At 63.1% G+C, this 24,958-nt stretch carries 18 protein-coding genes; 10 read left to right on the top strand and 8 right to left on the bottom strand.

The features are described 5' to 3' along the window. Positions 1 to 249 precede the first annotated feature (249 nt). The 3 genes from ACIOU8_RS09245 to ACIOU8_RS09235 all read right to left on the bottom strand — a co-directional run bounded on the left by ACIOU8_RS09245 (position 250) and on the right by ACIOU8_RS09235 (position 4,002). Positions 250 to 1,545, bottom strand: a complete 1,296-nt coding sequence (locus tag ACIOU8_RS09245) for a hypothetical protein (RefSeq protein WP_400788390.1) — start codon at positions 1,543 to 1,545, stop codon at positions 250 to 252. A gap of 83 nt (positions 1,546 to 1,628) precedes the next feature. Then, positions 1,629 to 2,750, bottom strand: coding sequence for a hypothetical protein (locus ACIOU8_RS09240; protein ID WP_400788387.1), 1,122 nt, complete (start codon positions 2,748 to 2,750; stop codon positions 1,629 to 1,631). A 157-nt stretch (positions 2,751 to 2,907) separates the two neighbouring features. Further along, the gene (locus ACIOU8_RS09235; RefSeq protein ID WP_400788385.1) at positions 2,908 to 4,002 is read right to left on the bottom strand and encodes a DUF4238 domain-containing protein; all 1,095 of its coding nucleotides are present in this window, start codon (positions 4,000 to 4,002) and stop codon (positions 2,908 to 2,910) included. A 191-nt stretch (positions 4,003 to 4,193) separates the two neighbouring features. On the opposite strand from ACIOU8_RS09235, the gene ACIOU8_RS09230 reads away from it, so the two are divergent. The 7 genes from ACIOU8_RS09230 (at position 4,194) to ACIOU8_RS09200 (ending at position 13,414) form a co-directional block, all read left to right on the top strand. Then, on the top strand, positions 4,194 to 4,520 hold the full coding sequence (locus ACIOU8_RS09230) for a hypothetical protein (protein WP_400788383.1): 327 nt from the start codon (positions 4,194 to 4,196) through the stop codon (positions 4,518 to 4,520). Between the two features lie 178 nt (positions 4,521 to 4,698). Beyond that, positions 4,699 to 5,055 (top strand): hypothetical protein, encoded by a 357-nt coding sequence (locus tag ACIOU8_RS09225; protein WP_400788381.1) that lies wholly within the window; start codon positions 4,699 to 4,701, stop codon positions 5,053 to 5,055. Between the two features lie 63 nt (positions 5,056 to 5,118). After that, complete coding sequence (locus ACIOU8_RS09220) at positions 5,119 to 7,281, top strand: P-loop NTPase fold protein (protein WP_400788379.1); 2,163 nt, start codon at positions 5,119 to 5,121, stop codon at positions 7,279 to 7,281. Positions 7,282 to 7,546: 265 nt separating this feature from the next. Then, on the top strand, positions 7,547 to 7,834 hold the full coding sequence (locus tag ACIOU8_RS09215; protein ID WP_400788377.1) for a type II toxin-antitoxin system Phd/YefM family antitoxin: 288 nt from the start codon (positions 7,547 to 7,549) through the stop codon (positions 7,832 to 7,834). A 308-nt stretch (positions 7,835 to 8,142) separates the two neighbouring features. Beyond that, a complete protein-coding gene (locus ACIOU8_RS09210) occupies positions 8,143 to 8,343 on the top strand; it encodes a hypothetical protein (protein WP_400788375.1) in 201 nt (66 codons plus the stop codon). A 722-nt stretch (positions 8,344 to 9,065) separates the two neighbouring features. Then, a complete protein-coding gene (locus tag ACIOU8_RS09205; protein WP_400788372.1) occupies positions 9,066 to 9,593 on the top strand; it encodes a hypothetical protein in 528 nt (175 codons plus the stop codon). Between the two features lie 113 nt (positions 9,594 to 9,706). Next, complete coding sequence (locus ACIOU8_RS09200) at positions 9,707 to 13,414, top strand: DUF4365 domain-containing protein (protein ID WP_400788370.1); 3,708 nt, start codon at positions 9,707 to 9,709, stop codon at positions 13,412 to 13,414. A gap of 242 nt (positions 13,415 to 13,656) precedes the next feature. On the opposite strand, the gene ACIOU8_RS09195 is transcribed toward ACIOU8_RS09200, so the two are convergent. The 4 genes from ACIOU8_RS09195 to ACIOU8_RS09180 all read right to left on the bottom strand — a co-directional run bounded on the left by ACIOU8_RS09195 (position 13,657) and on the right by ACIOU8_RS09180 (position 18,633). Further along, positions 13,657 to 14,172: a hypothetical protein gene (locus ACIOU8_RS09195; RefSeq protein WP_400788369.1), complete on the bottom strand. Its 516-nt coding sequence runs from the start codon at positions 14,170 to 14,172 to the stop codon at positions 13,657 to 13,659. Positions 14,173 to 14,289: 117 nt separating this feature from the next. After that, a complete protein-coding gene (locus ACIOU8_RS09190; RefSeq protein ID WP_400788367.1) occupies positions 14,290 to 15,465 on the bottom strand; it encodes a hypothetical protein in 1,176 nt (391 codons plus the stop codon). A 79-nt stretch (positions 15,466 to 15,544) separates the two neighbouring features. Then, a complete protein-coding gene (locus ACIOU8_RS09185) occupies positions 15,545 to 16,639 on the bottom strand; it encodes a hypothetical protein (RefSeq protein WP_400788366.1) in 1,095 nt (364 codons plus the stop codon). An 806-nt stretch (positions 16,640 to 17,445) separates the two neighbouring features. Next, complete coding sequence (locus tag ACIOU8_RS09180) at positions 17,446 to 18,633, bottom strand: ATP-binding protein (RefSeq protein WP_400788364.1); 1,188 nt, start codon at positions 18,631 to 18,633, stop codon at positions 17,446 to 17,448. 646 nt (positions 18,634 to 19,279) lie between these two features. Here ACIOU8_RS09180 and ACIOU8_RS09175 point away from each other — a divergent pair. Together ACIOU8_RS09175 and ACIOU8_RS09170 are read left to right on the top strand one after the other, a co-directional pair. Beyond that, positions 19,280 to 20,152, top strand: coding sequence for a hypothetical protein (locus tag ACIOU8_RS09175; RefSeq protein ID WP_400788362.1), 873 nt, complete (start codon positions 19,280 to 19,282; stop codon positions 20,150 to 20,152). Between the two features lie 4 nt (positions 20,153 to 20,156). After that, positions 20,157 to 21,290 carry a hypothetical protein gene (locus ACIOU8_RS09170; protein ID WP_400788360.1) on the top strand — a complete coding sequence of 378 codons (1,134 nt, stop codon included), beginning with the start codon at positions 20,157 to 20,159 and terminating at the stop codon, positions 21,288 to 21,290. A 420-nt stretch (positions 21,291 to 21,710) separates the two neighbouring features. Here the strand turns inward: ACIOU8_RS09170 and ACIOU8_RS09165 are convergent, their stop codons facing one another. Further along, positions 21,711 to 23,891: an RHS repeat-associated core domain-containing protein gene (locus tag ACIOU8_RS09165; RefSeq protein WP_400788357.1), complete on the bottom strand. Its 2,181-nt coding sequence runs from the start codon at positions 23,889 to 23,891 to the stop codon at positions 21,711 to 21,713. Between ACIOU8_RS09165 and ACIOU8_RS09160 the strand changes: the two genes are divergently transcribed. Beyond that, entirely contained in the window at positions 23,860 to 24,384 is a 525-nt protein-coding gene (locus ACIOU8_RS09160) for a hypothetical protein (protein WP_400788355.1), read from the top strand. The genes ACIOU8_RS09165 and ACIOU8_RS09160 overlap by 32 nt on opposite strands. Positions 24,385 to 24,958: the final 574 nt, after the last annotated feature.

Below are 24,958 nucleotides of genomic sequence, written 5' to 3'. Positions count from 1 at the left end.
GACCTCGCGTGACCGAGGAACTTCTCTGGTGGAGTGTTCTCGGTTCTGCGGAAGGCCTTGAGGCTACAGGGGTCATACGCACCATGTACGCGGGCGAATCCTCCGACGCGAGAACGCTATTCCTCCCGACCATCGCGCGCCTCGGAAAATTGTCTTTTGATCTGGCCTTTCCACCGCTTGTGAGGCCCCACGCGATGCACTGGCACCGGCATCTCCCCGAGCGGCTTCCGCAGTGGCCCGCGGACTCTACTAGCGAGCGAACACCACCGCGTCATCCAGCCCATACCCCCGCTGGACTGAGCGGATGAACGCGGGGCCACTCCCCCAACCAGTCCTCTCCGCGTCAGGGAGAGGTGGCGTCGCCCATGGGGCGGATGCGATGAGCGAGTCGGAGAGCGCCGCGCATCTGACGATGAGCTCGTCGATGAGAGGGATGGGACGCAGCACGACGCCGAGTCCAAGATCAGGCATCGCGGAGCTGGTCTCGAACAACGTCCACCGGTCCGTTGCCTTCAGCTGAGCAGCGAGCGCACGGAACTTCTCGGCGGGTTCTCCCTCCACTGTCGCGAGGCGCTCCACTTCTCCGTCTTTCTCGTGCGCGGCGATGCCGAAAGGCTGATGGTGGATGGTATTGCCTAGCACGGAGATGATCTCCCGTATCCCACGGTTGTCTGAGTCTTCAACCAGCTTTCTGGTGGCTGGCGGTAGCTGCGCTCGGAATGACTTTCTGGAGAAGGATGCTTCCGATTCGGGAACTGGCGTGGTGAGCTGCGCGTTGAGTGCTCGAGCCGCAGCATCGAGCACACCTTGAAGTGCAACGACAGCTCGTTCGACAAGCTCGTCGGGAGCTTCGAACCCAATCAGTCCGTTCGGGTGCAACGAGGTGACGAGCAGACGGTCCCGCGCAGCGAGCGCGCGTTCCAGCCGGATAAGCATGGCGCGCAGCATCGAGAGAGCCTCGTCTCCGGCCCGGGTCTCCATCACGTCGTTGAACTGGGCGTCGACGCGGGGAAGCATCGCTGTCACCTGAACCCGCTCCGCCATCCAGCTGGTGATGAACTGAGCATCCTCCGGCCCGACCAACACGCGGCTACGCAGCCGCTGATGCAACCCGATGACTGCGAGGGCATCCGACACCGTGCACGCGCTGCGCATCGTTTTGCGGTGGAGTGCGAACTCGTTGTCGGTGACGTAAAGGTCGGCCTCCAGAGAAATCGCAGCTTGCGCGTCGAGCTCGCGGGCGCGCGCCGCGACGGGATCCAGGCCGTGGTGTTCGGCCAAGTTGAATACCGACTCGGTGTTCTTCTGTGCGAACGGGATCGCACGGCGCACCACTCCGTTCTCGAGCTTCTCGATAACCCCACCCCATCCGTTGTCTGCTGGGGTCTCCGCAGGTGTCACGACGGCGTAGTCTCCGGACGCGAGAACCTGGTGCTGCTCTCGGCGTCGGAGTATGAGGAGGCTCGCATCAGAACGGCGGAGGAGGTCAAAGTAACCATCGACGTCGGGAGCCAAGGCGACGAGGGGGTCGATGACGACGCGCAAGGTCGGCAAGTCCGCGTGCAGGTCGAATGCGCGTCGCTCGTTCCGATGTGCTCGCGCCGGTTTCCGTAGCCGTTCCCGGACGTTCATGCTCGACGCAAGATGCAATCAGGGAGCGCTGCGGGATGGGACCGTTGCGCGATCTCCTCTCTCAGTACCCACTCGAGTATGCGGCGCAGCGCGGTGAACTCCAGAGGCGAGGTGTTGCTAATGGGTGCGCCGGCCCGCGAGAGGAGTGGTGAGTCCGCGTCCATGGCCTTGGTGCCCGCGTGCACGAATGTGCTGCGCGCGTCGTAACAGGCAAGGAGTCGACGTCGCAGCACAGCGGGTTCTCGGGGCACAATCACCTCCATCGGGGTGGGCGTCCTCACTTCCTCCATCCCCAGAAAAGAGGACGACTGGGGCGCGAAACTGTACGAGGGCGTGAAGTCTCTCACCGCATACCGCCAGAAACCCGGCGTGAGCATGCGGAGAGTGTACGTCGCGAATCGTTGCCGAAGTCTGACGTGCTTATCGATGAGGAGCTCTTCCCGTATCGCCTGGGATTGTGAAGCGTCAAGGCCGAGTCGGTCGAACACCGCGTCCCAGTGCGCTGCATCGTTATACGTTTCCCATGTGGGAGGTTGCGCCTCGAAATGCCCAGCGAGAGTCTCCAGGCCAGCTACAACCAGTGTGAATGCAGTGTGCAGGTCGACATCGAAGAGCTGCGTGGCTGCGTAGTGCAGCTCACTGGCGGCGAGGATCGGAGTAGCGTCATCGTCGCTGAGTCCAGCGATACGGGTGAGCATTGTTTCAACGAGTCGTTTCGGATTGCCGCTAATCGGGCCGTAGAGGTCACGGCCGTTCACGCCCGATGGGATGAAGTTCACGTGGTCCGCACCATCCAGGCGGGCCACAATCTCATCCGAGGCGACGCGGACGCGTCGCCCGAGGGCGAGAGTAATCACGGCGCCGATCTGTGTTGCAAGAGCTTGGCTACGGCGTACGTTCGTGGCATCTCCCCCATCGAGGAAATGCATCACGCTCATCCGCGCGGGCATCGAACCGAACGACTCCGCCAGGCGATCTGTGGGATCGACTCGAATGATGGATCCATTGATGTCGAGCGCCGAGGTAGCGAGAACACGGAACGTAAACTCGTGGACTGCGTCCTCACGGCTCTCTTCTAGCTCGTTGAGACGTCGGAACCATTCCTGAGTATGCGTCATGGCTGCCCTGATGACTTATGCATGCTGCATTTCTATCGTGAGAGTCACACGTGGACCTCCACGGACGGCCAACCAACGTATGTCGAGCTCGGCGACCAAGTTCCAGTAAGACCTAGAGCACAGACTGAGAGCGGAACTGCCCGCCGCAGCCATACGCTCACATCCAACCGTCGATGATTGCCTGCTCTTGAGCGGTCGGGGGCGACGCTGGCGGAACGTGAGACGGCCACCATCTGGAGACGACACGGCGGGGCGCATCGTCTCGCCCCTCCCATCGGCTCGGCGCCCAGAAGCGGAACAGCACGTTCCCGGACTTTGGGTCTGTGAAGTGCTCCGACCCGTAACCCGGAGGCTCTTCCGGCAGTAGCAGCTTTTCCGCGAGCTTGTCACCCGGCTTCGACACGGCGAAAGCATGCGCGTTCGCAAGAATCGCGGCGTTGAGGTCAATTGTCTCTTGCGTGTCCAGCGTCGAGCCGACGTCGCGCGGTTCGATGTCCCACCTATACAAGGCCAAGACGTTGTGAGGATCAATGGGGAAGGCAAAGATTGGTGCGCCCCACACGCCCCCATACAACGCTGGCCTCGCCATGCTTTCGTGCAGCTCCACGACAGGCTCGTCCGACGTGATGAGGGCCCGACGCGTTCGGTACAGCGCGAGGTGACGAGTCGTCAAAAGGCCGGCTGCGTGAGTAGCCAACGTCGCCAACGCTTCGAGATCGTTCTCGCGGGTGATGGGGAGTAGCTCTGGGTCGGCGAGCACTCGGTCGACCTCAGCCATGATGGTTGGGACATCGTCTGCGTCTGTGAAGTTGAAAATGCTGCCCTTGCGCAGTTCTTCCGCGAGGCTTTCATCGCCGTTCGCGGCCCGCACCTGAGCGAGCTCCGCGGCGAGCAGGGCGCGGTGTCCGCGACGTGCCTTCCGCCCCCGCATCATCTGTGTCGCAAGGAAGAGGCACAACCACTCCTGTGACTCTTCGCTGAGCTTCCTCTCGGCATCGATCTCTCTGAACGCAGTCGCGGCATGGCCCTCAACCTCTGACAGCCACGCTTCCCAGTACACCGGTGAGATTCCGTTTGCTTCTTGAAGTCGGTAGAAGTCGGTCTCGAGTGCCGCATTTCTCGGCGCCGTCTCGTATGCGTTCCGGTTGCGCAGGAGGTCGGTCACCCGGACTCGGTCGCCGTCTGCCCATCGATCCAGATAGAACGCCGGCAGGAGATGGTGTCTCCTGGGTTCTATTCCGGCAGCCGTCATGGCATCCGCCTTGCGGCGCGCTTCATCCCACAGGTTGTAAGACGAGTCCCCGGTCATCCCTTGAGCGTATCGGCTGCCCTCTGGCGTCTGCGGGCCGCGTGAAACGCGGCAGAGCAGGCAAAGTTCTCCGAGCTCATTTCCGATTCGTCCAGGACCACCGCTTTCCGTGGCTGGGCGGGCGCGGGGCGCGATTGGGCAGCAAGCCACACCTCGGCCACGCTGGAACGTCGCGCCCGGTCGGCCGCCCACCAGATTGCAACGATGGTGAGGAAGACAAGGGTCAGGAGCGCGAACGGCATCGCTTCGGCGAGACCAAAGCTGAGGTCAAGCGACTCGACCGCGAGTTAGCGCGCTTCGAGCGCCAGCTCGCTCTGCCCACGCTCATCGGCGAGATCGGCAAGTTCCACGGCGGAGCTCCGCTGCATCGCAACGCTCTGGGCTTGCCCCAGCGCAGTTGCATACGCACCAACGAGGCCGACTCCTGCCACAATCAGGAGCGCCGCGATTGTCGCTGCTGAAGTACCGGAGTGCTGCGCCTGACGCCTAGTGAGCTCTGCGATGGCACCAAGTTTCTCTGACTCAGAGGCTCTACGGAAGACAACGGTCGTGGACCGTTCAAGATCGGAGGCCACGACTTCCATCACCTCGGATGCCTCCGCCCCGAACATGCGACGCGTTTCGCGCCAGCGAGTCTACGTGGACCCCCTCAGACCCATCGCCAGCTGCACGGTCGGGACAAGCGGCGGCACGTGCACCATCTCATCCGGCAAAACCGTCACCCGAATTGTGGGGGCAACGTTCGGGGTCGACGTCTGTTTCGTGAAGGCACAGCTGTCCATCAGCCGCGCCGATTCCGAAGTGACGTCCGTGAGTCGCACGTCCCCTGTGCTGTCAGCCGGTCAGACCTGGGCCGCGTGGGGCATGGGAAACAAGTTCGAATACAAATCAAAGCGGTGGTACGCAACGCCCATCGGCGAAACCATCCCCAAGATCAGCACCGAACAGCGCGCGTTCGATCCCGACGGCACCCAGATCCAGTGCGGCCTGCTCTAGTCCGACCCGGGCGCGAGTGAGACATTGCCGCTCGCGCCCCTCTGATGCACCATGCTGAGACACATGACCCAGGAGACGGCCGCGGACAAGACCCCTACACCTGACCCCAAGGCCCAGTCTGGGCGGCCATCGTGGATGACGGACGAGTCGAACGCCACCGTCGCGCCCCGGTTCGGTCGAGCCGACTTCCTCCTCCGCGCCTGGGAGATCATCGACGAAGCACGGACCGAGGAAGACTCCTCGGTCTTCGGCCTCGTTGGCCCCTGGGGATCCGGCAAGACCTCCATGCTCGACTGGTTGCGAGCCAAGGCTGACACAGAACCCGCCCGGGCGGGCGTCTCTCCGTGGACCGTCCTGACGTTCAACCCGTGGGACTACCCGGATGCCAGCACTCTGCAACTTGGATTCTTCGCCTCGCTTAACACGAGTTTCGGTTCCTCCAAGGTCACGAACGTGCGCGACTTCATCAGCGATCTCGGCGTCGCCGTCGCTCCGCTCACTGCTGTCGCCTCCGCATGGGGGATCTTTGATGCCAGCAAAGTCGTGGAGGGTGCCGCGAAGCTCCTCGGCAGCAATCGCAGCGCCGACGCTGCGCGTCGCAAACTCGTGAAAATACTCCAGGAAGCAAAGACGCCCGTCCTCATCGTCATCGACGACCTCGACCGAATCTCCGCCGATGAGCTTCTCCTCACTCTGAAGCTCGTCCGCCAGTTGGGCCGGCTCCCCTACGTTCACTACCTCCTGTCATACGACGAGTCCACAATCCTCGATGTCCTCACCCGCACCAACCTCATCGGCGACGGCCACATCGCTCGTGCGCGGGACTACATGGAGAAGGTCGTACAGATCCGGTTCGACGTGCCTCAGCTTCGCCCGAGCGACGTCTTCGAACTCACGAACGAAGCCCTGCGGGACTTGGAGGAGGACACCGGTCACGTCATCGACGATCTCGCCCGCCCACGGTTCCAGGAAGCATACGAGCGCTTCATCTCCAAGCGATTAGTCACCCCTCGAGCTCTCCGGCGCTACTTCGCTCAGGCACGCATCCTCAGTCCCCGCTTCGTAGGCGAAGTCGACCTTGTCGACTTCCTCATCGTCACGTGGATTCGGACCTTCGAGCCAGGGGTGTACGCGCTGCTGCAGACTCGGCGGGATCATCTCATCGGTAGCGTGCCGGGGAACGCCGACCCGCAAGACACTCGAAGCCCCGAAACGATCCGAAACGACTGGGCGAAAGCATTCGTAGACGCCGGTACAAGACCGTCCGAAACCCCGAGCTTGGTCTTTGCCGTCGCATCGTTGTTCCCCCGCTTCGCCCACGCAACCGGCATGCCAAGCGGCGGCAGCTCTCACCTTGGCCCGCACATCGCGTCGGAGGACTACTTCGACCGCTACTTCACTGCCGGAGTGCCCGACGGCGACCTCCGCGACTCCGTTGTTCGTCATGCGATTCAAGACCTTGAGAGCGGCGTCGGGGCCACGTCTGATGCCGCTGAGCGTTGCCTCAAGATCCTCCAGGAGAACCCGGGTCGGACTGCACCGAAGGTCGCCATGGCGGCCGGAGACGCGAAGATCACGGCACCTGACACCTTCGCGTGGCTGGCAGACATCGTCATCCAAGACTTCGACCGTGTCCACACTCTGGATTGGACCCTTCAAATTCAGCGCGAGATCGCCCGGCGACTGCGAGAGCTCCCGCGAGACAGCATCGAAACCGTCCTTCGCAGGATGTCTGGTGGACGTCGGGGCGCTGTTGTCGCAACCAGCGCGTGGTGGGCCACGGAATCAGGAGCCGACGGCACCCTACCTCTCGAACTCACCCTCGGAGCGAAACAGGCAGTCACTGAGGCGCTTCGCGACTTGCTGGCCATAGAAGGTGCGACGGTCGTGAACATGCGTTGGCGCATTCGGGAGGCTCTGAACGGATGGGACGAGATCCACCCGAAGGGGTTCGCGGCCTGGATCGACGAGGAGAAGAAACTTCGCGGCGAACTGGAGACCTTGTCCTGGTTTGTACGGCTATCGGCGTCATTCGAGCATGGCGTGGAGCACACACGCATCGAGGGATTTCAGACCGAAAAGGCGCGCAAGTTCTTCGACCTTGAGGACATCGCAAACAAGTACGCCGACGAACTGCCAGACAGCTACATGCGCATGACTGACACACCTGAGAACCGGCGTACCGCGGCGCTCGGCGCGGTTGCGGAAGCCACGTCGACGAACTAACTCCGCTAGTTATCGCTGCATCGCTCGCCTGCCGACAGCAGTTTGAGTGGCGGTGTCCGGGACGCTCCGTTCCTACACTCAGGACAGGGACGCTGACACAGTGCAGCATCCTGCGCACTGATATGCGAGCGAGGCCTGATTCGCGTTCGTATCCTCAATGAGTGGCGACGGCTGGTCGGTTGCGTCGTACACCTGGTCGTACGTCACAGACGCTGCCAGCACAGCTCGCGAGCCGTCGTCCTTCCCCTCGCTACACAGGAGCATCGTGGACCCCAACACACTCGATTGGCCTGACCTCCCAGAGATCAGCCTGCGTGACGCCGCCGGTCGGCTGTCATCTATCGCGGAGCAATCCCAGGCACGCGCGACCTACCTCACCCGTCGCGGTCGCCCTGTCGCTGCTTTGGTCAGCCCACAGGTTCTCGCGCGACAGGTCGCAGACGCCGAGGAACTTGCCGACATGCGTGCCGCGGACACTGCGACGGAGGACGCCCTCTGGACCACTCTCGTCAGCTGGGAGGACGCGAGAGCGACCCTCGGCCTGCCCGCATGAAGCCCGTCAAGCTGGCCCCGACGCCGGCCGCGGCGCTCACACGGTCCCCCGCCGACATCGTCAGTGGACTCGACGACCTTGCTGCCGGCCGTCAGCCGATCCCAGCCGAGAAGGTACCTGGACGCCCGATCCATCGCGCCTACGTGAATGGCCATCGGATCCTCTACCGGGAGACCAAGCGAGAGATCACAGTCCTCTGCGTGAGACCGACTGTGAGACGGCGGTGGGAAGCACTGTTGTAGTGACGGTCCGGCGTATGTGCGCTGGTACATGACCGCGTGACCTACACTCCGCGAATCATGGGTTGAATGACACGACGCACTTGGCCCCTCGCTCTTGCACTCGCCGGGCTCCTCGCAGTCGGATCCATCAGCGGGTGTGCAGCACCGGAAGCCGACCAGCGAGCCGTGGGCCCCACGCTCAGTGGCGTCGCCGAAAGCTCCGACGCAGTGAACTTCGACGACGGCTATATCGCCTTTGGATCCGGGGAGCACACGGCCGATCTGTAGATCGACCCCCTATGCCCGTACACAGCAGCCGTAACACCAGCAGCAGTGTATTGATCCCCGAAAGCACGAAACGCCCGCGGCGAGGAGTTCTGAGGCATCTTGGGTGTCTCGGTCATGGGTCGTCTATGCGCGGTCGCGATGACCTCATCGTTCAGCCTTACGAAACAAGCCGGATCCTTGCGCGGCGACGCGGTGGATGCGACGCTGAACGCGGCGAACGCGGAAGGGCCTCGTGGCGGTCGCTGGGGCTGGCGCCACCTTCAGCGTCCGACTGGTTGCCCTCGCGTTCTCCCCCGCCGAGGGCAACCAGCAGGGTCCATCAGATGGCGGCTTCAATGTCTGCGACATGCGCCAGGATGAGGCCATGTCGGAGGACGATGACGCACGGTTTCAACAGGCCGGATACGCGATGCGGCGGCTCGTATCGCAGTGCACTGCTCACGTGCGCACGGCCGGGGCGAAGGTTCCCGAGCGCATAACCAAGGCGCCGCCTGCAACCGACTACGCGACCGACTACGCCGCTGCCCTCTCCGGAACCCACGACATCGCGTACGGGCATCGTCTGAAGCAGGTCGAGTCGTCGTGCAACGCGCTTCTCTCACACCCTGGAAGGCCTTCGCGGGCTCGTTCACCTCGAGACGCTTCATACGCTGCCTGCTATCACCATCGCTCGGTCCATCGCCGAGCTTTCTGCGTCGAGCTGCTGGCTAATTCGATCCGGGTTGAGCGCCGACGAACGCGCGGCACGTGCTTATGCGGCGCTGTTCCGGTCATTCGACTCCAACAGGGCCTCCTTTGACGATTCCAGTCGACAGTTTCGGAGCCGGCTGATTGCGCAGCTCGAGGAGTCGCACGTTCGAGTCACGATGGCTCTCGACAAGAAGAATCGGCCGACCGATGATGTGGCTCAGGTGTTCGTGGGCCGCTCACACGCCAAGACTCGGTTCAATTACTCGCAGAGAATCGCGGAAGAGATTCCGTCGATGGGCACCTTGTACAGCGGCCTGTCCGGCGTTGCCCACGGAGAGCATCTTCACGTGTCCACGTCGTGGGCAACTCCCGACACCTACGTGCGGCTCATCGGGATTGTGGCCTACCGATCCATCGAAGCGTGGTCCCGGAGCCTCCATGCGTGGGTGGACGTGACAGCCGCACCTTTCCTCAATCCGAACGACGTCGAGGACCTCATCCAATCGATCCCCGCGGACCTCATCGCGGAGTTTGATGCGGAGGCGGCCAGCGCTCCATAGCTCCTCGTCCGCGCAGCCGCACAACGATCCTCCCCACCAGTCGCTCAGAGCTGTACGCTGTCCACTCTGGCGACACGAGCTCGCGCGATGTCCCGTCATGGTGGAATGTCTTCGTGACAGTCAAGAACTCTGAGCGCGAGCGAGTTGGACGGCTCGCTGTCTCCTTCGTCGAGCAACAGGTCATCGGGTCGCTGAAGTGGCTGTTTCGCGCTCAGGAAGTGAGCGACCACGGGATTGACGCGCACATCGAAACGATGGATGCCGACGACAAGCCCACTGGCAAACTCGTCGCCGCTCAGATCAAGGGCGGAGACTCTGCGTTCAAATCCCCGACTTCCGGTGGATGGCATTTCCCTGTGAAGCCTCGTCACGCCAAGTACTGGTTGGCGAGCTCCCTTCCCGTCGTCCTCATCCTCGTGGACGTGAGAACAGGGTCGTGCTACTGGCAGATCGTCAACAAAACGACGCTGACCAGCACCGGCAAGGGCTTCAAAGTACTGGTGCCTGAGGCACACGACCTTCGCGAGGCTGGACATGCCTGGGAGTCATTCACAATCGAGTACTCCAAGGTTGTCGAGCAGCAGTTCGAGTATCACGGGGCCCGGCTGTCACCCGAGGTGCGAAAGCATCTGCAGGCGCTTCGAGAGCAGCACTATTACGCGGCTGGCGCCCTCGCGTCGGATCTCGTCGCTGGCAGGGAGGACCCGACCGCCGCGGTTCGTGAGCTTCTGCGATCCCGTTCCGAGTGGCTCGACGCGCACGGACGAAACGCTTGGCTCGCGGTCCTCACTTTCTGTCTTGAGCATGAGAACCATGACGCCGCCTCGACCGTGCTCCAGCGCCTCGCCGACGTCGACCCCGATTCACGGGGCGCGTATCTCGCGAACGCCGCCGTACAGGTCATGGATTCCGACCCGGACCTGGCACACCGACTGGGTCATCAGGCCCGCGAAATCAGCCCCGATGACACCGCGGTTCACGTGGCGAATGCTCTGCTCGGTTACGACGTCGAGCACGCAGAGCAACGACTCACAGGTCGCAGCGACGTGCTGTCGCATAGCTACTTCGCGACCAAGGCGCTACACAACGGTGACGACACCGAAGCGATTCGCCGCCTCGAGCTCGTCGTCGGTGAGCGACCTGAGTCTGTCAACGGCTACGTTCGTCTCGCTCAAGCGCTCCTCAGACGATCCCACACCCCACACGCAGAGACGTCCGACCAAACCCTCGCAGAAAGTCACCTGCGAACAGCTCTGAGCTTGCACCGTTCGTGGAGCGACCACACCGCCGACACCCTTGAGGTGCTGCTCGTCGCCCTCGCCTCCCAGAGCAAGTACGCGGACCTAATCAAGGAAGCGTCGCTTCCGCCGATGGGGACGGCGACACCACCCGAGGCAACAGACCCAACGATTCGATATCTCGCACGTCAAGCCGCGCTACGAGTCGGCCGCCCAGATATCGTGCCCGCCGACGACCAAGACCGTCCCCGCGAGTCGCGTGAAGACCAGATCGCTGCATACCGTCATCAGGTCACTCAGGGGCGAGAATCGGGAGACAACCAGCGCGTCTTCGCGGCGGTCCTGCAACTCGCGGTTCTCGGGGTCGATGCAGTCGCTGACGTCCAGGAAGTCCCAACGATCTCCGACGAGCAGCGCAACCTACTCTCCGTAGTCGCGCAGGCTGGCGACCGTGATGACAAGTCGCTTCCGGCACTGCGGGGCCTTGCTCGTACGCACATGCTGGCCGCCGAAATCGTTCTCGATATTCTCCGCCGGCGGGACACCAGCACTGCCGCGATTGCTGCCGCTGACCAGTACTTTGGAATCTACAAGTCGGCGTCGTTCCTCATGACGAAGGCGTGGATCCATCTCAACTTCAACGAGCGTGAGGACGCGATAGCGGTCCTCACCAGCGCCCTCATTGAAGGTCGACTCGCAGGGGAAGACAAGCGATCCGCGCACCTTCTTCTCGGCGAATACCACGCTGAAAAGTCGCGCTGGAAGCAAGCTATCGAGCACTTTCGTGCGGCCGTCGACGAGAATCCATTCACCACTGAACGGCCGGTATGGTCGCTTGCCCAGTGCTACACCGCGACCGGGGAGACGACGCTCGCGCGCAGGCTCCTCGACACGCACCAACACGTGCCCGACAACGAGAACGACATGGAGCTCTGGGCACTGATCCATTCCCAGACCGGGTGGGACGAGGTAACAGCTACGCAGGCGATTACCTTCGCTGAGGCCGAGGAGCGCACACCGGCGCTCGCCTTCCGACTCGCCGGCAACGTCTTCGGTGCCACGAGCTCACCTCGTGCCCAATCCGAGGAAGACGAATCCGATCCAGAGATGGATGAGCTTCTGAGCCCTGCAGATGACCTCAGGCCGCTCGTTTCCGGCGATCTACATTCCAGGGCGCTACGTCTGATGACGTCGCTGCAAGAGAAGTACGGGGAGATGTTCGGGCGAACGATCTCCGGCACGACCGAGGAGGCAGTTGAGCAAATCGTGTCAGTTCTCGCCGAGAGCCGCGATCCCGAACGCGACCGCATTGCACGAGAGGTCGTCACCGGCAACGCGCCCCAGGGATTGCTCTGCGAACTGAAATCTGATCCCTACGGGCTGATACTCGCGTCGCGCTACGAAAACCTTCGCATAGCCTCATACGCGGACGGCGAACGTCACGCGCTGGAAACTGCGGCCGCGCAGCGGAGCATCGGCGGGGACATCATCATCGATCTCTCGGCCATCGACCTCGCCCTCGAGCTCGGCGTGTGGGACAGCATCTACGCCGATTTCAATGTCATCACCATCCCGTCACGGATCAAGCGAGACGCAATCGCCTCCGCCGCCCAAGCACGTCGGGAGACGGCGCCGGGCGGCTCAATACACATGGACGCGGACGGCAAGATGTGGGGCGTTAGCTCGGATGTTGCGCGCGCGAGAGCCATCTTCGAACGATGCGAAGAGATGGTGCAGGTTGTCGACACCCTGCAGACCTCTCGATCCTCACCCTCTCACCTGCCGGAAGAGATCCAGAGCCTCGGGGACAGCGCCTGGACAACCGCCCTAGCGCTCTCGATTGAAACGGGCCGCCCATTGTGGGCTGACGACCTCGCACTCCGCCAGGTTGCGGCGGAGGCGGGCGTAGAGACGTTCGGGACCGTGAACATCCTGGAGGCACGCAACCTTGCACAACTCGAGAACGCGTCCTCGCCCGAACAAGTCAATGAGGCGATAGCCACGCAAGCCCAGCTCATCGCAACCCTGGTCGAGCATCGAGTCGCAGACCAACCAGTTACCGTCGAGGAAGTCATCGCGAGCATCCGACGCCACCCGAACGTGCTCGCGCCTGCAGCGGATATTCTCCGGCGCGGCCCCTGGTGGCAGGACGCGGGCAGCATCGAGCCATGGGAGCAGATCATCGAGGAGGTGCGCGCGCACTCACCTTCGATGGTCAGGGAATGGCAAGCACGCGCAATCATCGGCATCTGTGAAGCGATGCCCGGAGAAACAGCCGTCCCTGTCGTGACAACACTCGTTGCTCTCGGCACCGCAGAGTCGCCTTCGGTTGACGATGTCATCGAAGGGATTCAACTCGCCGATGCAATCGCCCGAAGTCGAAAACTCCCTCTCCGCCCTTCCACTGCGCTCCCCGTCGTCGCGAAACACCTCGAACTCTGCGAAGAGGGCGGCACCACAGAACAGTTCGTTCACGCAATTATCGAGCGTCTAGAGAAGGACCGCTCCGACGCCGAGGACCAGCCACCCACGGCAACGCAGAGCGAGGACGACGCACCCGTCGAGCCCTCGGAGCGCGACTAGAGCAGACAGGCCTCACCTGCTCGCAAATCAGCACCTCTGCCTCTCCGCCCCTGAAGACGCTGGGACGGTGAACTCTATCGACGTCAGGATGGTCGATAGCGTCGTCGTCCGGGGTAGCGCCGGCAACGCGGACCTGTGGGCAATCACTGTCACTGAGTTCCCCGGATCCGGACGTTAGACGACGAGCGCGGTCAGCTGCGCAGGGTGAACGCCGTTGTGGTGCTCGCCCTGCGCAGCGGTCCTCAGCCGTGCCACCCGCTCACCGTGACGTTCGGCATGCCCGCCTTCGGGAACCATGGGGGCGGGACGACGCTCAGCGGGAAGTTGGACGCCGCGTGGAACGACTCCTGGTCGACACCATCGTGCTTCGGGAGGGCCTCGAGCGTCTTCACGGGGGTCTTGTCCGAGTCGAGGACGGTGAGGTCGGGAAGCACCTGATGGGCGATGAACGCAGCGGCGTCCCAGGCGCGGATGCCGTGCCCTGCCGCGAGGTCGAGGATGATGCGCAGGTGCTCAGCGGTGTACTCGAACCGCAGCTCGCCGTCGGTCGTGCGCACAGCGTCCGCGTTGATGCGGTCAGTGAGTGCGCAGTGCAGGTGGACCTGTTGCGGTTCGACGCTCGGGGCGAGGGTGGAGGCGCCCACGACGAGATGACCGGCGATGTCGAGCGAATCACTCGACGCGATGTCGTGCCCGTAGTTCGGAGCCTTCTCAAGCGTGAGGAAGAGGGGGAAGGGGATGGGGTTCAAGGTGACCACGACGTCTCTATGCGCGGCGCTGTTTCGCGCACATGCTCGGCGTCGTCGCCGCAACGCGAGCCGACTTCGGACCGCGGTAGCGAAGAGGGGCATTCAGACGCCGCGCACTTGACGAGCTCAGGGACGGCTACGCGACACCGTGGCGAGAACTGTGTTCGCTTTGCGAACCTTCTTGAAAGTGCGCAGTCGCGTCTTCTGGAAGCGAAGGTGGGCGACGACTGCAGCTGTGCCAAGAAGCCACGTCCAGCGTGGCCCGCGAAAGACTGGCAGGTAGGTAGCGAGCCAGAACACGACCGGCATGAGACTCAAGACGAGGAGTGCGATCCCGACCCCTCCGAAATTCTCTTCTCCATTGATGGCCAGCACGGAAACTACGACCGCGACTCCTGCGAAGAGAACTAAGTAGACAGCTGAAAAGGCGAAGATCAACCATCGCGAGACGTAGACAGCCCCGTCCGGGTCAGGCCACACCAATTCTGCGGGTCGCAGGCGCACGAGCTGAAGAGCGTTGATGTGAAAGAACACGAGCATCACAAGGGGCAGCAGCGGGTAGAGGAGCAACAGCCTCAACAAGTCCTCCTCCACAGGCCCGGCTGCCGCGATGGTCACGCCCACGACTCCAGCTGCAATGAGGAGGGTCGTCGCGTACCAACCCACGACGATGAGAACTTCGCGGTTGGGACGACTTCGGGAGAGGTCGGGAGGTGCGCCTGTACGTTTCTCCCACCCTGCCCGGAGCGCGTTAAACGACGCGCGTACACGCTGCTGCCTGTAGTCGGACTCGTTGGCGCGCACTTCGGCGCCCAAAGGGAGTACCTCGACGATGACGGCGGCGACCAGGACGCAGACGAGCGCTAGTACCGCCGCGGCCAGCGTTTCGGCCGCACCCAGTTCTCCGACGATAAACGCGAACCCTGCGACCCACCCCCATACTGCGGCCAGCCAGCCGATGAACACGACGATCTGCGTGATGGTGGCGGCGCCGAACTGCGTCGCCTCGAGCACCGCTAACGCGAGTAGCGCCGCAACAAACGTCGGCAACACAACTCCCGCACTTTTCGCGAACGGGATCACGAGCGCGTAGGAAAAGCTGCGGATAGCCCTCTCGGCTTCGCTGCTCGAAGGTTCTGGAGCTCCAGCAAGCAAGTACTGCAGCAGCCCGACGGCGATAAGCACCGCAGCCACGAGAAGTCCGACGCCGACCAGCGTCCATGCGCGCCGCCGGACGTCGGCAGCAACGCTGCGAGCAAGGGTCCTCTTCGCGGACAGGATCCTCTTACTCGCTTTCGGCATAGCCGCATGGTATCGGCGGTCAGATGGATGCTTCTAACCCACGCCTCGCACGTGTCGCGTGCTGAGTCTTGAGCGAGCGTCACTCGTAGTAGTGCGGGTCCTCCCAGTTCACGGTCTGAGGGGTTCCGAAAGGCGTAACGGTCCACCCAACCGCGTCGTCCCATGGCGGTGCCGTCGGCGGATTGGGAGCATCCCAGGTGTGCTCGTGCACTTCCACGGGCGGCGTCGTTTTCGTCATGTCGTGCGCTGACCCGAGGTGGTGACCGCTGGGAAGACGGAACCACCACGCGAACCTGTGCGGGCCGGCATGCAGCAATGTGAAGCTGCCTCGGTGGAGGTTACGCTCCCGCAGCCTCAGGTCGGCTCGAGTCGACACCAAGTCGACGTCCGTGTCCCCGAACATCATCGCCATGTGAACGTCGGTGCTGAGCTCGGCTCGAAACATGTAAACGTCGGTGAGACAGCGAGTGTCTAGGAGCCGTCCGCTGTCATCGAATCCCGTGAGTTTCATCGCCTTCTGGTCGCTTTGGCGGCGTTCACGTCGCGCCTTGTCATCGGCAGGTCGAGCGAGGCGTTCAACGAGTGCCTCGAGAAGCACGAGCGTCTTCGTCGACGTTGTCGCGGTCGCGTACGTGAGGTCGCGGCCATGAAGGATTCCATGACGCGAGATAAGCCCGTGACGCCCCGTCGTGTCGACAGGTGCGCTGAATGCCTTCCTTACGACAGGGAGGTTGCCGTCAATGCCAGCCAGAGTGATGTCGTCGGTGTACCCGGGTCGCGTCGGGTCCGGCTCGTGATGGAAGAACGTGGATCCCATGACGTCAGTGGTAAGGCCGTCAATCTGGGCAAGCGCAAGGGCGGTCGCCGCGGCGTAGTGTCCGGCGAGGTGGGTGGCCGCGGCTTCCAAGACGAGCAGGGATCTCAGTTGGAAACGCCGCTGGAAGTCAGTGCTACGGAGGCGCCCATACCCGCCCAGTTTGAGGCCGACGTTGCGAAGTCTGGTCTGGTCGGGGTCGTTCCATAGCTCGGTGACGGCATCGTCAAGCTTCTCCGTCGGAACGCCGAGCAGGCGCAAGGCCTCTTCACGTGGCCAGCCGTCGTGGAACGCCCACCCGAGTGGCGCAACCGTGTCGACCACCCTCGAGATTCTCGGGTCGTTGGCGCGCACGTTCATGTCACTGAGGCTAGACGGTGCCCCACCGCAGTGTGCGGCGCGCGGCCGCGAGTATTGGTCGCGTCACCGGCGCGTGCTGCCACTAGGCGGGTGAACACAGAAAGACCGCCGGTGAGCCCGGCGGTCTTTCTGTGTTGGAGTCTTAGATCCGAGAACATGTGAGCTCTAGAACCGAGAACACCCCCTGGTGGGGGATTCCCGTATCTCGTTTTGCCTTGAGTTTCTGCGGCTCCAACCAGCACCCGTTCCATCACTTTCCTTCCGTTTCCCTTCGCTATTCCTTTCGATGTACGCGGCACCCGCGGAAACTCAAGACAGATGGGCGGTGCTCCGGTGGAATCGGCGCACGCAGTGGAGAGGCACCACAGCCGTCGACGACGACATCCGACCGGGCTATCGAGACTGAAGGATGACCGTGTCTCCGTGGAGATCTGACTCGCCGTCCGCGAGCAACTCGCGCAGCTCTATCCGGGAGAGACCCACGAGCGCCTGTGCGACAGCCCGCTCGCCCGTTCACACCATCTTCGTGCCGTCCCCGGACGCGTTCGTTGGCACGGCGACCACCGCTGCCGCGGACGCGGCCGCAGAGATGATCCCTATTCTGGTCACGGACTTGCTGAGCCAGCTCGATGAGGCGGAGGGCGCCGGGGGCTCAGACGCTGAAGCCTCCCATAAAGTTGGGACGGTCACGGGCCGTTCGACGACGGGTGTTTCGTCTGCGACGGGTTCCGGTTCGACGCTTACGTGGCGGTGTTCGCGGCCTGGCGACCCCCGTGTGGTCCACCCCGGTCAGGTGCGTCGTCTCATCAGGACGGAAGGTCGGGGGCTGGGAATGCGGCCCACCCGCCGTCGCTGCCTGCCCCGGCACCTTCCGCCGCGATCTGCCGGCGGATGTATGCGCCGAGGTATGGCATCGAGAACTGAACATAACCATGCCCAGCCACGTGCACGTAGCCCGACTCCACGAGGCGCTTCTTGTACACCTGCACGTACGCGTCAGAGACATCCATCCGTTTGACGATGTCAGCGACCTTGGTGCGGTCCTCGTCCGCAGCCATTGCGTTCAGGAACTTCTGGTCGACGTCAGACAGATCCCCATAGACGCGACTGATGACGCGGCTCTCTACTGCTCTGATGGCCTTGTCGTGAGCGACGGTTGCATCGGTGAGGGAGATGGTTTCCGCGGAGGAGTTGTTCCGCCAGGCGTAGTCGCCGGCGAGTTGCACGAGGTATGGGTACCCCTGGGACAGCGAGACGAGCTTTGCGAGGGCGTCGTCGTCGATGGTTCGGCCACCGATCCCCGCGGTCTCGACGAACACGCGCTGAGTTTCTTGGGCGGATAGGCGGACGAACTCAACCTCGCGTGAGCGTCGGAGGAATGTGGTGTGCTCTTCGGCGAGAAGAGCGTCCAGGCTGACTTTGACGCCTGCGAACACAATCATGATCTGGGCGCCGTCTTCAAGGGCGTGAGAAACCTGGAGCGCGAACTTGCTCAGCTCGCGCAGACGCACCTTCCCGGAGGACACCTCGTCGATGGTGATGAGGATCCCGCCGCTTCCTTCGAGGGCGGCGGACAGCGCGACCAGGTCCGTACGCAGCTGAGGCTTGACTGTGCGGTGGCGGTCGACGTACTCGATGTCCGCGTTGAACTGCCAGATACCGAGCGAGGTCAGCCGCGCCCTGCTACCCGGCGTCATCTCGTTGATGAGAGTGGGAATGGTGGAGTCCATCACTCGACTCATCAAGCCCGCGCTCGCATCATCGCTGATGACGAGCCACCCCGCGTCCCGCGCAGCGTCTTGAAGCGTGGTCAGGAACGATGTCTTGCCAGCACCGCGGAGGCCGGATACGAGCACGGAATGATTCTCGCCGAAGTCGAGCGTGTCGAAGACTTCCCTCAGCTCCGACAGCTCTTGTCCGTGGCCACCGAAGATGGCAGGCTTCTTCCCGTACCCAGGTGTGAACGGGCTTGGCGCGGTTTCCATGGTCTGCATCCCTCGAATCGTATTCATTTTATTCTAATTTGAGAAACGAGGATAGAGGGTTTCGCTCACAGGGGGAGGGCGAGCACACAGCCGCGAGTAGGGGCATCTTGTCGGCTCCCTGTCCACACTGTCGGCACGCTCAGAGCCTTAGACAGCGTCTCCGCCCAGCCGGACCAGTGCTCATCGAGTCGAGCAATCTCTGCGTTACGACCCGGCGACTCGAGCGACGATGTCCGCGGGGTTATCCTCCGCTCCGAGCCCGGCTGACATCGGACAGAACTCCGTTGCATACGTGGCACACGCCTCAGCGAAACACCTGCCGCATAGGGGACGCGTCAACTTGACGGGCGCGACGCGTGCCGGTTACGATAACCACAAGCGGACACAAGCAGTCTCCGCAAAACAAAACACTGGTCGTCGGCCCGCAGGGGACTGACATACCTCAGATTAGCCGGCCTGGTTGGAGACGAAACCAGCCTCAGCCCGCTCTTCTGGTTCTCGAAGATTCAAAGTACAAGGATCGGACAGGACCGCCAGCTCCACGGAGTACCCCCAGAGGGGTGAGGTCACTGACGTGATTCGTAGACGATTTCAAGACTTTCGGAATAGCTCTCGCCCTCGGTGAGGGCTATTTCCATGTCGCCTTGGAGTTCTCATGTCAGATTCAGTCGTCCCCATCAACGCCGTCTTCGACGCCCTTGCGCGTACGGCACGAACCCGCGCCAGCGAGGAGCGCCCGTTCTTCGGCGCCCAGGCGAAGCTCGAACTCATCCGTGAACTCGGACACTTCACGGAAAGCAGCTACGGCTACAAGAAGTTCATCGACCTGCTGAAGGCTGGCCGAGATTCCGGCCGGTTCGAGCTCGAGCTCGTCGACGGGCACACTCGCATCCTCCCGGCCGGAGCCGCTCCGACCGCTATCCCCGTCTCTGCCCCCAGTCGAATCCAGCACGATCTGTGGACGACCATCGTGTCTTGGGACGTGGGCTCGCGTTTCTGGGACCGCAAGCGGAACCGCGCGATTTTCGTTCCCACTGACGCCGCTGGCAACCCGCTCTGGGAGACCGAGCCGGACAGCTTCGTCCCTATCGAGCCTATTCCGATGGAGACGCAGCTGGAATGGATGGACGAGTTCGCTCGAGAACAGAACGATGAGGCCCGCGACCGCTTGCTGGAGGCGTTGGCGGGCAGCCTCGCGGGCGCCTTCAAGCGTGCGCTCGGAGAGCTGGGCCTGGCGCCGGCATGGCGAAGCAGGCTCCGCCACCGGGTGATCGAGCATGCGACGTCCTGGGCGTCGTTGCATTCGCTCACTCCCTCCTCGATCCTCGAGCAGCCGGCCAAGCGCAAGACCGTCACCGATACCCAGGCCACGGCCCCCGCCGCTCCTCCGGTTCCCTCGGCCGGTGGCAATTCGGTCGCCACCGGAGCGGAGGCGCTCCGAGCCCGTTTGCACAAGGTCATCGACCAGATGAGTCCCGCGGAATTGATGGCGCTGTCCATTCCTGCCGCATACCTGCTGGAAAGCTAAGCGGGTGGCACGACCCGAAGCGCGCTCTGTTCGCGGCGCGCTGAGCTTCCTCGACCTCCGTGGCGTCCCCGACGCCCCGGAGGATTTCGTGGATGCGTGGGTTGCGAACAAAAGGCCCACCGACCTGATCCGTTCTCATCTGGAAGTTAAGTCGAGCTTCGGGTTCGTCGATGACATCAGAGCAGCGCTAGAGGAGGCTTTAACCGAGGCGGGGCCCGGAAAAGATCTGGCTGACCTACTTCTCCCGCAGCTGCTCACTGCCCCGGGCTTCTCCTCGCAGAAGGCGGACGGCGAACACACGCTCGTCCGCCAGGCCGTTCTCTTCGAACGCCCCACGGAGAACGACTTCGAGATCCTGGTGACCGTCGATGTCCGCCTCACCCCATGGCAACGGATCCCCGATTCTCGCGACCGTCTGCCAGCAGCTGCTGCCTGCGTCGCGGTTGCATGTGACCTGTTTGACATGACCGACGACATCGATCTCGGGCGGGTGATGACGGAGCACATGCGCATGCTGCGCGACTTCCCCGAGACCCGGCAGAACCCGCGAAGCGCGGCCACATCGGTGACTGTGCTCGGTGATCTCACGGCCATCGGTGCGGACAGCGCCCCCGACACCTGGCGCAGTGACATCGAACTTCTCGCCCATGCCTTCGACGTGAAGCCCAGCTTCCGTCGGGAGCCGACGTTCACCGGCACAGTCTCCGACAGCACCGCGCACGTCATCCGGTTCGAGCCGTATGAAGGAATCGCCCCGCTCACTCATGACGGCAAAGAGATCTCGTCCACCGAGATTCAGGCTCGCACTCTCACGTATGACGAGATCTTCCATGCTGTCGCCGTCGCCTTTGCTGACCTGGAAGAGGCGGCCGCGACCGACCCGTACGCCCCTCGAGCGCTCACTGCCGGCCAGAAAGTTTTCCACCGCAAGGTCGGCAACTCTCGCAAGTTCGACCAGTTCGACAAGGGTTCGGATTCGCCCTGCAAGCACAACTCGTTCGTCGTGTGGAACAAGTCGCCGAAAGCGGCGAAAGGCTTCCACCGTCGGTACACGAACTTCCAGGATGGATGGTTGCGTCACTGCGCCCGCGGCATGAACTGCGGGATGTACGCGGTGTTCGCTCCCGACAACATCTGACGGTGAGCTGGATCGCCCGCGCGCCGTCCGTTTGAGATCGGCCCACCACGCTGATGACGACGCCGGTGTAGCTTGTCGCCAATCGCAGTCAGGAGGCGGGGATGGATGCACCGTGTGTTGAGAAGCCGTCCCGAAAACCCCTACGACTGTCGACCGGCATCACGCCACTCGCCCTCTCTAGAGTGCGGCGGCGCCGAAGAGGACACCTTAACAGCGTCAACGGCGGTTTCGGGCACGCAACAGCTGCACAATCGCAATCAGCAGGAAGAAGACTGCGCAGACGATAATGACGATTCGCACAGTGGGCTCCGGTTGAAGAGCCAAGAGCGCCAATGTGACGGCCGCCAGGACAAGCGGAAGCACCCAGCTAAAGATGGGTCGCGTTCGAGGTGTCATTCGTTTTCAACTCCAAAGACAGTCTTATGCTGCGTCACAAGTCAGGGTGCCGTCGGCATTAGCTTCACTGGACCCGACAGTGACAAACAAGATGCCTCCTCCGACGGCTGCGACCGGGTTCGCGAGACTAGCAAAGAACACGAGACCGGATCCAACTATCATCCCGGCCTGTCTCCAGCAGTCGCCCGAGACAGCTTTCCCTGTCAGGTCGACGTGGTTGACAGGGTCCGCCCCAGCGTATGCATACCGATTGGCGTTGTAAGCATCGAGGGGCGCGTCCAACGTATCCTGTTGCGTCCAGCGGCCAAGCGTGGTGTTGTACCAGCGGTTGCCGTAGTGCACCCAGCCGGTGGCCCGGTCTTGGATTCCGCCCTTGAACAAGAATGGGTTTTGCTTCTGACCGTTGCCTCCGGTGCCTTCGTCGGAAAGGACGGCCGTCCCGAACGGATCGAACGTGTACGCGTAGGCGACAGCGGAGTAGTCGGTGAGCATCGCCACCGGAGAGCCCAGCCCGTCATACACATACAGGGTCTCCACCCCCGACGAGCTTCGCAGCATCAGCGGCTCGCCGGTAACCGGATCGTTCTCGATGTAGGCGGTGAGATCGCCAGCCTGAACCTGTTCGACGATGGGAAGTCCGACCTTGTTGGTGCGGCCGTAGACGAGCTTGTAGTCGCGTTCGTTGCTCTCCTGCTGCAGCACCTCAACCTGGTTCGTGCCCGCGTACTTGTAGTCGAAGTTACCCTTGCTGTTGCTGACCTTCGTCATCTGTTGGGCACCGTTGTACGAGTACGTCGCCTGCGGCTCTTTGGTCAGGTTGCCGGTCCCGTCATAGACGAATCCGGTGTTCGTGACCTGGTTGGCGGAGTTGAAGGTGAGCGTCTGCGACGACGGCGAACCACCCGTGACCGTCGCGGTCAGGCGGTTGCCTCGCGCGTCGTAGGTGTATGCGTAGGTGGACGGGGCGGTACCGCCGGTCTGCGTCGCTGAGACAAGGCGTCCGGCGGTGTCATATCCGTACGCGGTCACCTGACCGGTGAGGTTGTCTCGTGACCATTGCAGCTTCGACCGGTCATTCGCTGTCGCGGTGCCACAGGTCGGCGCAGCGGACGCGGTGTTGTAGCAGTATGACGTGTCGAACACCGTGGTGATGGGGCCAGTCGTGCCATCACGGATCTCCGCAACGGAGCGCGAGACGCGTCCGGTGGTGTCGTAGTCGATGTGCGTGTGAGCCCGCCAGGTGGTGTGGGTGGCGTTCGACTGGAGCCAGGAGTCGGTTCGGCGACCCTGGTCATCGACGGCGAACAGGAGCACCTGAACGCCGGAGGACTTGTTGTAGGTGATCTTTGTGGGAACGCCGGCGTCGTCGAAGGAGTTCACGGTGGTGCCTCGGCCGTCGGTCACTCCAATGAGGTTGGAGGACTTGTCGTAGCCGTAGGTAATGGTGCCACCGTGGAAGGTGTTTCCGCGGCTGATGAGCCGTCCGAGCTGGTCGTACGCGTAGGTGGTCGTGCCGTGTCCGTCGACGCGCGTGGCCGGCAATCCTCGGTCGGTATAGGTGTTCGTGACTGTAGGCGTGGAGTCGGAGAAGGAGGTACTCAGCAAGCGGTCCTGCTTGTCGTAGCTGTAGGTAGTCGTCGTGCCGCGGCCATCGGTCGCCGTTCGCAGGCGTCCGAAGTCGTCATAGGTGAAGGCACGAGCGCCCAGGGACGAGCCGGTGACCGGCGTCATCGAGGTGAGCTGCTTGTTCGTGTTGTACCCGTACAGCGTCTTGTTCGTTCCGCTGCCCGGCGCCAAGGCAGTCGCAATCGTGCCATCGGCGTTGTAGGTCAACGTTGCGGTTGCGGCCAGCGCGTTGGTGCTGGTCAGCGCGTTGCCTACTCCGTTGTACGTGTAGGTCGACATGTTTCCGGCGGAGTCAGTGCTCGACGACGCGAGGTAGGCGGTAGCCGCCGCGGTGTTCGCGTACGCGGTGGTGGTTGTGGCACCGCCCGGTGCCTGCAGCGACGTCATCGAGTCGCCGTTGTTCGCCCCGTAGGTCGCGGTACTGGTCCCGGCGGTCGCGCCCGTCCCCGATGTCGCGGTCGCCACGTCGCCATTGGGCGTATAGGTCGCCGCCCGTTGACGCCCCATCTCGTCGGCTGCGGCAATGACGAGGTTGGTGGAGGAGTTGATGGTGAACGTGATGTGCGGGACCGAGGCCACGGACGAGGACTGGTTGGTATTCCCTCGTGCGAGGAACCGCGTGGTCGTCGTCGGGTACGCGAACCGCGTCACGCTCGAGCCTGGAGACCCGGCAGTCGTGTTCGCCTGCGACACCGAGGTGACACGGCTCGAGGTCGCGGATTCGTACCCGATAGTAACTACCGCGCCCGTCGGGCCGGTGATGGTCGTCAGCTGCTGGCCGGTGTATCCGAACGCCGTGGTCTTGCCTTCCGCGTCGACGATAGACGTGAGGTTCGAGGACGGGTCCTTCACCCACTTCAGCGTCCGCGACGAAGAGCCGGACGTCTGCGTTGCGGTCAAGGTCCGCGTCGATGACGAGTACGCGAGCGTCGCAGTACGCGCGGCGACGGGGCCGGCGCTGCTCACGACGCTGTTTGGGCTACCTGGGCTTGCGTACCCGATGGTCGTGGCGTTGCCGTTGCGATCCGCGATGGTCGTGGGCTGGCCGTCCGCGTTGAACGTCGCTACCTGACGCGACTCCCGCTCCGTCAACATGAACCCACCACCCGCGACCGGCGCGAGGTCCGCCTTCGCACCTGCCGGGGCGGTGTACCCGCCACCGGTCGCTGCTGCGTACAGCCAGGTCGTGCCGTCGCCCGCGGTGTAGATGATCCCCGAGCTACCGTACGCCGCAGACAGGTACCCGACGCCCTGGATACCGGTCGTCCACCGATTCGCGGCCGGAACGCTCCCCGACCCCGGGACTGCACTGAGGGAGTTGTACGACTGGGCGATGTCCACGGAGCCAGTGACGCCGACGAGCGACAGGCTCTGGTTCGTCACCCGCAAGTTCCCGGTGGCCACATCCACGTACGCCGATACCTGGTCAGAGACAGCGAACGGGATCTCTGTCGCTCCCGGACGAGACCCCGTCTGCCCCACCGTTGTCGGCCCGATTGGCAGCGCCGCGTTCGCCGGCGCCGCGACCGCCATCACCAACCCGGCGCTCAACACCGCTACAGAAACCGCAGACATCCACCGCTTGACCCCAGCGCGCACGTTGGCTCCACTCATCAATGAGAGATCGTTCCGACCAGAGCGGCACG

The sequence above is a fragment of the Microbacterium sp. NPDC087589 genome (assembly GCF_044743635.1).
Taxonomy (GTDB): Bacteria; Actinomycetota; Actinomycetes; order Actinomycetales; family Microbacteriaceae; genus Microbacterium.
This window is presented reverse-complemented; position numbering and strand designations above follow the sequence as displayed.